The 9,768-nt window shown below is 67.6% G+C and carries 10 protein-coding genes; 7 read left to right on the top strand and 3 right to left on the bottom strand.

The features are described 5' to 3' along the window. Window positions 1–133 (bottom strand): transposase (locus tag GVY64_RS13650; protein WP_442939577.1); only part of this gene is annotated, 133 nt, incomplete at its 3' end. 112 nt (window positions 134–245) lie between these two features. Between GVY64_RS13650 and GVY64_RS13645 the strand changes: the two genes are divergently transcribed. Both GVY64_RS13645 and GVY64_RS13640 read left to right on the top strand, forming a co-directional pair. Next, window positions 246–497, top strand: a complete 252-nt coding sequence (locus GVY64_RS13645) for a hypothetical protein (protein ID WP_159841255.1) — start codon at window positions 246–248, stop codon at window positions 495–497. A 241-nt stretch (window positions 498–738) separates the two neighbouring features. Continuing rightward, window positions 739–1,143: a hypothetical protein gene (locus GVY64_RS13640; protein WP_159841253.1), complete on the top strand. Its 405-nt coding sequence runs from the start codon at window positions 739–741 to the stop codon at window positions 1,141–1,143. A 186-nt stretch (window positions 1,144–1,329) separates the two neighbouring features. Here the strand turns inward: GVY64_RS13640 and GVY64_RS13635 are convergent, their stop codons facing one another. Both GVY64_RS13635 and GVY64_RS13630 read right to left on the bottom strand, forming a co-directional pair. Continuing rightward, on the bottom strand, window positions 1,330–1,842 hold the full coding sequence (locus GVY64_RS13635; protein ID WP_159841251.1) for a TIGR04338 family metallohydrolase: 513 nt from the start codon (window positions 1,840–1,842) through the stop codon (window positions 1,330–1,332). A gap of 106 nt (window positions 1,843–1,948) precedes the next feature. After that, window positions 1,949–2,797: a DUF2786 domain-containing protein gene (locus GVY64_RS13630; RefSeq protein ID WP_159841249.1), complete on the bottom strand. Its 849-nt coding sequence runs from the start codon at window positions 2,795–2,797 to the stop codon at window positions 1,949–1,951. 306 nt (window positions 2,798–3,103) lie between these two features. On the opposite strand from GVY64_RS13630, the gene GVY64_RS13625 reads away from it, so the two are divergent. From GVY64_RS13625 to GVY64_RS13605, 5 genes are all read left to right on the top strand, one after another. Then, window positions 3,104–4,405: an ABC transporter substrate-binding protein gene (locus GVY64_RS13625; RefSeq protein WP_159841247.1), complete on the top strand. Its 1,302-nt coding sequence runs from the start codon at window positions 3,104–3,106 to the stop codon at window positions 4,403–4,405. A 44-nt stretch (window positions 4,406–4,449) separates the two neighbouring features. Beyond that, a complete protein-coding gene (locus tag GVY64_RS13620; protein WP_159841245.1) occupies window positions 4,450–5,478 on the top strand; it encodes a carbohydrate ABC transporter permease in 1,029 nt (342 codons plus the stop codon). Next, a complete protein-coding gene (locus GVY64_RS13615) occupies window positions 5,478–6,371 on the top strand; it encodes a carbohydrate ABC transporter permease (RefSeq protein ID WP_201298006.1) in 894 nt (297 codons plus the stop codon). Before GVY64_RS13620 ends, GVY64_RS13615 begins: the two co-directional genes overlap by 1 nt. Before the next feature lie 407 nt (window positions 6,372–6,778). Then, on the top strand, window positions 6,779–9,055 hold the full coding sequence (locus GVY64_RS13610; RefSeq protein WP_236566812.1) for a transglycosylase domain-containing protein: 2,277 nt from the start codon (window positions 6,779–6,781) through the stop codon (window positions 9,053–9,055). Window positions 9,056–9,305: 250 nt separating this feature from the next. Continuing rightward, complete coding sequence (locus GVY64_RS13605; RefSeq protein ID WP_159841243.1) at window positions 9,306–9,764, top strand: GyrI-like domain-containing protein; 459 nt, start codon at window positions 9,306–9,308, stop codon at window positions 9,762–9,764. Window positions 9,765–9,768 lie beyond the last annotated feature (4 nt).

Raw genomic sequence — 9,768 nt, 5'->3', positions numbered from 1 at the left:
AACCGATCCCGGTGAACAGCACGAACAAGATCCCTTGCAACACCAGCCGGTCGTCCATCCGCGCCGGCCCCGGCGTGCCTGGTGCCCGGACCGGCAGTAGCGGTTCGATCACTGTCCACAACTCGTCTTCCACGATCCACGGGGCCGCCACGACGAAACATACTGCACCGCAACGAGAATCACCGCCACTCAACAGAACCTGTTAGGGGCTCTAAGCGAAGAACATCGGGGCGGTCGTAGGTGGCGTGCTGGCGGTCTTGCTGACCACGTGTGTGGCATTGCCCGCCGCAGACGCGGCGCCCGGGCCGGGCGACGCGAACTGCCATGTGGACGCCGTGAAGGCCATGAATCCGCACAATTCCAAGGGCACGCCGACCGACATCGTCGGAAAGGGCAGCATCAAGTGCACGGCGGACATCGACTCGCTGTACATCGATGTCGAACTTCAGCGCAAGGAAGGTGGGAACTGGAAGCGGGTCGACGGCGGCCACAAGTGATCAAACCCACCGCGGGGACCAAAATCATTGCCCAAGGCACCACCACCTGCGCGGACGGGAGTACCGGACGGCTGCTCGCGGGGGCGGAGTGTACGGGGAACTACCCTCGCAATCCTCGGCGTGGAAGTACTCGGACACGGTGGTGAATCCGTGCGGCAAGTAGTGCCGAAGCGGGGCAAGGTTGCGAGTGGGCTGGGAGGCCGGGGTGAGCGGGACGGAATGGGAGATGTTCTGCTCGGAGGTGTTCGCCATCGCCGAGCGTTACGCCATCCAGACGTTTTCGAATCCCGGCACCCTGGTGCTCTCCAGCGGATCCTCGTCCACGGAAGCCGAAGCGCGCGGTGCCAATCCACACATCGAACTGGTGGATATGGGCGACGCCGCGGTGCGCATCGAAACGGGCTGGTGCGTCCGCGCCATCGCCGACTACGAAATCCAATTCGAGGACAAGCCGTCCCAGGCGGCCGCGGCGGTCGAGGCGATCATTCTCGGGGGCGCCGAAGAGTATGTGATCACCGATGACGACGACCGGTGGGTGGCGTTCGGGTGGTGTATTCGGGGCAAGGATTCCCTGATGTCGCGACCCCCGCACATCACCTCGGGACGAAAGGCGGTCCGTCGGCTCCTGCCGTGGAGGTCGGCGTGACCGTGCGGCCAGGAGCTCGACCGAGCCGACCCAGCTGCCGTCGGTGCAGCGTGCCCAGCCGTGGAGCCGACCGGGCACGGTGGCGGTCGAATCGAGGCCACCGACCTTCACGCGCATCGGCACCTTGTCGCGTCCGAAGCCGTTGGGTGGAACGGTGGGAATGGCTTCGGATATGCGGCGGCGGGCTCAGCCGATCCGGACGCCACAACCCAGCATCGTGGTTCGCAGCAGCAATGCCGCTTCGGGGCCGACGACGCCGTCGACGAGTTCGACGTACCGGTCGCAGAACTCCGGGCCGTGCGCGGCCACCGACCCGGGCGTGGGCTCCAGGTGATGCGCCAGTTCGTGCAGGATCACCAGTTCCCGCAGCGCCCAAGCGGTGCCGCCGGTGTGCAGCGGGACCGCCAGGACGTTCCCGGCCGCCTCGTAATGCGCGGCGGTCGCCCCGGCGCGCGAGCGGACGCGCACCGCCACGGCGGCCCGCTCCCAACGCGCCCGCACCCAATTGAGCGCCAGCACTTTGTCCGTATAACTCTGTACGGATTCCACCGAGGCGAAGCGGCGCTCGATCGGCAGCGTGAGCTGCGAACCGTACAGCTCGACGGTGCGCGCACCGTGCTCGGCCGCACGATCGAACACCCCGCGTACCAACTGCTCGGCGTCGTAGACCTTGGCGCGCTGGCTGTCGCGCACAGTCATCGCCGCGTGACCGGTCGCGCGGCGGCGAGCAGCAGCCGATCGCCCGCTCGCGCCGACGGCACGCGGTTATCTCCGCCTCGCTCACCGCCCGTGCTGTTCACACTGGTCAACTGCCGCCCTCGGCGGAGGTCAACCTCGCACGGGCAGCCGGGAGTTCGGGCGAGGTTCCGATCCGGGCGGCCCTGCCCGCACGGTCCCCCGCCGCCCGCGCCGCCGCGGAATGCCCTGCCGACGCCTGCGGTCCACGCCAGGTGCCGCGCGCCTCCGAGGTCTTCGCGTAGAAGTCGGTGAGCTCGATCTCCTTGTTCCGCAATGCCAACGCGGTCCCGGCCGCATCGGCGTCCTGCGGCAACACCTCGGCTTCGACCTCCGCCTTCACCTCGGCCAACCGCCGCCCGATCCGCGCGGCGAACGCCATCTGGAAATTCAGCCGCGCCGTCACACCCGCGACCGGCGCCTGCACCCGCCGCCGGACCTGGCGGCCCCACCGCTTCTCCACCACGATCTTCTCGACCGTGGCCGATCGATACGCGCCCGATTTGATGTACTGGTCGGACGCGCGCACCATCTGCACGAGCAGGCTGGCGTACAGGGCTTCGCAGGTGTCGATGTCGGAGTCGAACCCGTAGGCGTAGACCTGCGTCGAGGTCCGGGCGACATCGCAGCGCACGTCGTTCGCCGCCGCGATCGCGACGAACAGCTGCACATAGGTACGCAACCCACGTTTGCCCGGCTCGCCGATCGGGATGACCCGCTGCACCGGCGTCGGCCTGCGCTCCCGTCCCGCGATATGCGCCCGCGCCACCGCCAGATCGATGGACGACTTCGTCGCCAGCCGCTGAGCCGCCGCGAGAAACGCCTCGGCCTCGTGCTCGTTGTCGGTCGATTCGGCCTTGCGCAGCAGCCCACCGATGCGGGTGAGCATCCGATCGGGAACCGCGTTCGGCGAAGACATCGCGCCCAGCCTAGTGGCTCACCCGAACAAAGCCCGACCGCGGCGCCGCACCGCCGCCCTTACGCCGACAAGCAGCCGGAACGGGGCCGCACGACCCCCGGCCCCAGCCACCGATTCGATCAGCTCGGCCACCGTCGGTTCGGCGTGCGGACCCCCTCCTGGAAAGCGAACACCGCAGACGCCGCCCCGCGGGTGCGCGGGCTCGACTTAGCGCCACTGTCCCGCACGCCGGATCGACACCATGTATCTTGCCTTGTGCACCGGCAGGGTGTGCTGCCGCTCACGAACGATCCTGGAGTGTTTGCGATGGCTGTTAAGAAGGTGACGTCCCTACGTTCGTCGCTCGTGCCACGGGCCGCGGTGGCGGTCGCTTCGGTCGGGCTGCTGACGGCGACGTTCACCAGCGCCTGCTCCAGCGACAGCGGCGGCAGCCCGACCAGCCAGAACCTCACCGGGCGCGGCCCGATCACCTACGTCGAGGGCAAGGACACCACCGAGACCGGCGCGGTCAAGCAGCTGATCGAACGCTGGAACGCCGCGCACCCGGACGAACCGGTGACGTTCAAGGAGCAGTCGAACGACGCCTCGCAGCAGTACGACGACCTGGTCGAGCACATGCGCTCCAAGCAGTCGAACTACGACGTGGTCGCCCTCGACGTGCCGTGGACCGCCGAGTTCGCCGCCAAGGGCTGGATCCAGCCGCTGAAGGACTCCTTCGCCATCGACACCAGCGCGCTGCTCTCCCCGCCGGTCGCCAGCGCCACCTACAACAACACCCTCTACGCCGCGCCCCGCAACACCAACGGCGGCCTGCTGTTCTACCGCAAGGACCTGGTGCCGAACCCGCCCAAGACCTGGAACGAACTGCTGGCCCAGTGCCCCATCGCGCGCCAGCAGAACATCGGTTGCTACGCGGGACAGTTCGCCCCCTACGAGGGCCTGACCGTCAACGCGGCCGAGGTGATCAACGCCTACGGCGGCAGCTTCGTCGGCGCCGACGGCAAGACGCCCACGGTGAACAGCCCGCAGTCCCGCGCCGGACTGAAGGTCCTGGTCGACGCCTACAACAACGGCGACATCCCCAAAGAGGCCATTACCTTCAAGGAGCCGGAGTCCAGCAACGCCTTCGCACAGGGCAAGCTGATGTTCCTGCGCTCGTGGCCGTCCACCTTCGGTGACGTCGGCGGCGAGGCTTCCGCCGTGAAGGACAAGTTCGCGGTCGCCCCGCTGCCCGGCGAGAACGGCGTCGGCGCCTCCACGCTCGGCGGCTACAACGCGGCGATCAGCGCGTACTCCAAGAACAAGGCCACCGCGCTGGACTTCCTGCGCTTCCTGATCAGCGAGGACGCGCAGCACATCGTCGCCGCGGGCGCGCTGCCCTCGGTGCGCGCGTCGATGTACGACGACCCGGCGCTGATCGCGAAGATGCCGTACTTGCCCGCGCTCAAGGACTCCATCGCCAGCGCGGTGCCGCGCCCGGTGACGCCGTTCTATCCGGCGGTGTCCAAGGCCATCCAGGACAACGCTTATGCTGCGTTGAACGGAACCAAGTCCGTCGACGACGCGATCACCGGCATGCAAAAGGGCATCGAAACCGCCGGATCGTGAGCGGTTGAGCGCAACGGACCCGACGAACCCGCAGGAGAGAAACGGTGTCGGATCCTTCGGGAACGGCGACTAGCGTGCCGAAAGACGACGAGTTCGTTCCGCCCGGACGCGGCTTTGCCGCGAAACTGGCGCTGGAACTGCGACGCGCCGGAAAAGCCTGGTTGTTCGTCACGCCCGTGCTGATCGCACTCGCGGTCGTCATCGGGTACCCCGTGATCCGGGCGCTGTGGATGTCCTTCCAGAAGGACCCCGGGCTCGACCCGGCGACCGGCATGTTCGTGGAGGGCGGCACCGCCGGATTCGCCAACTACACGCACTGGCTGCTGCAACAGTGCCAGGTCGCGACCGGCGAGACGGTGGCATGCCCGACCGGCAACCTCGGCTCGCAGTTCTGGCTGGCCATCGGCACCACCCTGTTCTTCACGGTGGTGACCGTCACGCTGGAAGCGACGCTCGGCCTCGGCATGGCCATGGTGATGGGCAAGACCTTCCGCGGCAGGGCGCTGCTGCGCGCGGCCGTGCTGATCCCGTGGGCCATCCCCACCGCCGTCACCGCGCGGTTGTGGGAGTTCATGTTCCAGTACGACGGCGTGGTGAACCGCGTCCTCGGCACACACATCCTGTGGACCTCCGACGCGTGGCCGTCCCGGTTCGCGGTGATCGCGGCCGATGTCTGGAAGACCACGCCGTTCATGGCGCTGCTGCTGCTGGCCGGTCTGCAGGTGATCCCGGCCGACGTGTACGAGGCGGCGCGCGTCGACGGCGCGTCGGCCTGGCAGCGGTTCACCCAGATCACACTGCCGCTGCTGAAACCGGCGCTGCTGGTCGCGGTGCTGTTCCGGACGATGGACGCGCTGCGGATGTTCGACCTGCCCGCGATCATGACGCTGGGCAACCCGTCCACTCGGACGGTGTCGATCCTGGTGGTCGATCAGGTCCGGCAAGGCCCCAACAGTGCGGCCGCGTTGTCCACGATCACCTTTCTTTTGATCTTCGCCGTGGCGTTCGTGCTGGTGAAGGTGCTGGGCGCCAACGCGGTTCGCACCCAGGAAGAACAGCGGGAGGCGCACTGATGTCCGTGCAGACGGTGCAGAAGCCGGTGACCGACGAGTCCGCCGCTCAGCCGGTCCCGTGGACCAAGCGCCTCGGCTCCGTGCGGGTCTATCTGGGCGCGCTGATCGTGCTGGTCTGGGGTCTCGCGCCGTTCTACTGGATGGCGGTCACCGCGTTCCGCGACCCCGACTACACCTTCGACAACACCCCGTGGCCGACGCACGTCACGCTGGAGAACTTCCGCAACGCGTTCGACACCAGCCGCGGCAACGACTTCGGCAAGGCGCTGGTCAACAGCATCGTCATCGGCTCCATCACGACGGTGATCGCGCTGGCGATCGGCGTGATGGCCGCGTACGCGCTGGCCCGGCTCACCTTCCGCGGCAAGTACGTGGTGTCCGGCCTGATCCTCAGCGCCTCGATGTTCCCGGTCGTCGTCCTGGTGACGCCGCTGTTCCAACTCTTCACCAACCTCGGCTGGATCGGCCGGTACCAGGCGATGATCATCCCGAACATCTCCTTCGTGCTGCCGATGACGGTCTACATCCTCGCGTCCTTCTTCACCGAGCTGCCCTGGGAACTCGAAGAAGCCGCGCGGATCGACGGCGCCACAAAACTGCAGGCATTCCGCCTGGTGATGCTGCCATTGGCCGCTCCCGCCGTGTTCACCACCGCGATCCTGGCGTTCATCGCCGCGGTCAACGAATACCTGCTCGCCCGTTTGCTTTCCAGCGACAAGACCGAGCCGGTCACCGTCGCGATCGCCCGCTTCTCCGGCAACAACCCGCTGGTGCAGCCGTACGCCGCGATCATGGCGGCGGGCACGATCGTCACCATCCCGCTGGTCATCATGGTTCTGCTCTTCCAGCGCCGCATCATCTCCGGTCTCACCGCGGGCGGTGTCAAGAGCTGAGTCTTCTGGCAGCGCCTGCGGCGCTGCGTGTTCTCGGCCCCTTGATGGCTCGTGTTCGAGCGACCGCCGCTTGCTCCTTCGTCGCCTACGCGGCGGCCGCTCGAACACGAGCCGGGCCGCGAACGGCACATGCTCGGTCTCGCTTCGCTCGAAACCAGTAGTTGCGGCTATCTGGTTGCGTCAGTGCGAACCACCGGCTGAAGGGCCGCGGTGGCGTCACGCCCTTCGGGAACTACCTCGTGGGAACGGCCTTGTCGAACTCGCCCAACGGGGAACGCGGTCGAGTACGGGCGTGTCGATCGTCCGGAAAGTGGAAAGCCGGTAGGGAACGAGCGGGGTAAACTCTGCGTTCGACGCTCTTTTCCGTTCGTTCGTGCAGGTGAGTTCGTCCGACGCTCCGGGAGGAGATGATCGTGAGCTCGTTCCGCAGACCGCGAGAACGTAGACGCGGCGCCAAGGGGGGACCCAAGACCGCGCCGTATGCCTCGATCGCGGGCTGGACGGAGCGGCCGGGCGCGGCGCGACCGAACACGCGCAACCGGCGCGAACGCGCGGCGGCCCGCCGGAAATCGCGGCCGCCCACCGCACCCTCGGTGACCGAGCCGAACCGGCCGCCACGGAGCAGAGCCGAACGCTTTCGCCGCCTGCTGCTCGCCTTGTTCATCCTTTTCGGCGTGGTGCCCGCGCTGCTGTCGGTCCTGGCGTACTGGAGCGCGGAGATACCGGATCCGAATGCGGTGCAGACGAATCAGATCGCCACGATCCTCGCGGCCGACGGCAGCACGGTACTCGCGAAAATCGTTCCGCCGGATGGCAATCGGACGCCGGTTCCGTTGTCCGACGTGCCACGGCCGGTGCGCGACGCGGTGCTGTCGGCGGAGGACCGCAACTTCTACAGCAACCCCGGCTATTCGACGTCCGGCTTCCTGCGCGCCGTGCGGGACAATCTGCTCGGGAAGGACAATGCCGGCGGCGGCTCCACGATCACCCAGCAATACGTCAAGAACGCGTTTCTCGGCTCCGAACGCACGGTCACCCGCAAGATGCGCGAGCTGATCATCGCGGCGAAGATGGCCCGACAGTGGAGCAAGGACGACATCCTCGCCGCGTACCTGAACACCATCTACTACGGCCGCGGCTCCTACGGCATCGCCGCGGCGGCCAAGGTCTACTTCGACAAGCAGGTGAACCAGCTGACCCTCGCGGAGGGCGCGGTGCTCGCGGCGCTGATCCGGACGCCTTCGATCCTGGACCCGGAAACCCACCTCGCGGATCTGAAGGCGCGTTGGCGCTACGTGCTCGACGGAATGGTCGAGATGGGCGTGCTGGCGCCGGGCGACCGCGACGCCGCCACCTTTCCCCCGATCATTCCGCTGACCCGTATTCCGGACGAGGACGTGGCCCGCGGTCCGGAGGGCCTGATCCGCAACCAGGTGGTGCGCGAGTTGCGCGACTCCGGCATCAGCGAACGCGACTTGAACAAGGGCGCGTTGCAGATCACCACCACCATCGATACCCGGGCACAACAGGCGGTCCTGGACGCGGTGCGCGATCGGCTCGGTGCGCAGCCACCCGAATTGCGCGCCGCGGTGGTGTCGATCGATCCGCGTTCCGGAGCGGTGCGCGCGTACTTCGGCGGCTATGACGGCCTCGGTTTCGACTTCGCGCAGGCGCCGTTGCAGACCGGTTCGGCGTTCAAGGTCTTCGCGGCGATCGCCGCGCAGCAGCAGAGCATCCCGTTGTCCCGCGTGCTGGACAGCTCCCCGGTGACCGACCGGGGCACCCGGATCACCAATGTCGACGGCGAGTCGTGCGGCAAGTGCACCATGGCCGAGGCGCTGAAACGCTCGCTGAACACCAGCTTCTACCGGTTGACCATGACGATGTCCGACGGTCCGCAGGCCATCGCGCAGGCGGCGCACGCGGCGGGCATCCCGGAAGAGCTGCCGGGCGTGCCGGGCAAGACCCTGACCGAAGACGGCGGGCGACCGCTGAACGGGATCGTGCTGGGGCAGTACTCGGTTCGCCCGATCGATATGGCCTCCGCCTACGCCACGATCGGCGCGTCGGGCGTCTACCACCAGCCCTACTTCGTGCAGCGAGTGGTGACCGGTGACGGGCGGGTGCTGCTGGATCGCGGCGGCGACAAGATCGGCAAGCAGCCGCCCGGGGGCGAGCAACGTATCTCCCGGACGATCGCGGAGAACACCGCCGAGGCAATGCTTCCCATCGCGGCATACTCCAACGGGCACGCGCTGAAGAACAACCGTCCCTCGGCCGCGAAGACCGGTACCACGCAACTGGGCACCAGCGACCTGAACAAGGACGCGTGGATGATCGGCTTCACGCCGTCGCTGTCCACGGCGGTATGGATCGGCACCGAGCGGTCACAGGCGATCCGCACCGCCCGCGGAGCCGACATCTACGGTTCCGGCCTGCCCGCCGACATCTGGAAACAGGTCATGGACGACGCGCTGGACGGCACCCCGATCGAACAGTTCCCCGGCGCCCAGGCCCCGGGCAGGCCGAGTCCGACCAAGCCGCCCTCGGGCGGGCCCTACGACATCCTGAATCCACCGCAGCAGTCTCCGCAGCGCGAACCCGCCGTCATCATCCCGTCCAGCCCTCAACCGCCCAGGGAGGTGGAGATTTTCCCGGGGCTGAGCATTCCGGTTCCTGGATAGCGATGATGCTGTGACCTTCCGTCGCCCGGCGGAACGCATGACATGGCAGCATCGTTTGCCAGAGTGAGAGCGAACAGCGAGTGCGTCGGAACGGGCCGACGCCGAAACCGCGGAAACGATGCGGAAGGATATGCGCTCGAGCGACGACAGCGCGGCGCGAGCGACGGGCCCGGAGGCGGTAGCCTGCGCACCATGGAGGGCACCGGGAGCGACGCCGATTGAGGACAGACGAGACATAGGGGCTACGCCGGTGGATTTCAATGTCGTTGACCAACCCGAGACGCTGGTGGCGGGAACAGTGCTTCGCAGCCCCGCGCTCGCGGTCGAGGGACCGCGCCGCGCGAAAGTAGAAGAGGCGTGGAAGCGCAACCTGGCCCGCAAGCTACCGGGGCCGCCGACCACGGCATATGTCGACCACGCGCCGGAGATCAATTCGTATCTGACCCACATCGTCGGCTACCGCTGCCACAGCTTGGCCGACCTGCAGCCCGGCGACGTGCTCGCCCGGGTGCCCGCCGGGCGCTTCGCCCGGTTCATCGCCAGCGGGGACAACCTCGGCGACACCATCGTGAGCATCTGGCGAGCGGTCTGGGACGCCGAGGCCGCGGGGCGGCTCGTGCGGGCCTATACCGGCGACTGGGAACACTATCCGGACGCACGGACGGTGGAAGTCTTCGTGGCATTGGCAGACGATCAGGGCAACGGGTAGGAAC

The sequence above is a fragment of the Nocardia sp. CY41 genome, assembly GCF_009829325.1.
Lineage (GTDB): Bacteria > Actinomycetota > Actinomycetes > Mycobacteriales > Mycobacteriaceae > Nocardia.
The sequence above is the reverse complement of the archived record's forward strand: the minus strand, read 5'-3'. Positions and strand labels throughout refer to the sequence as shown.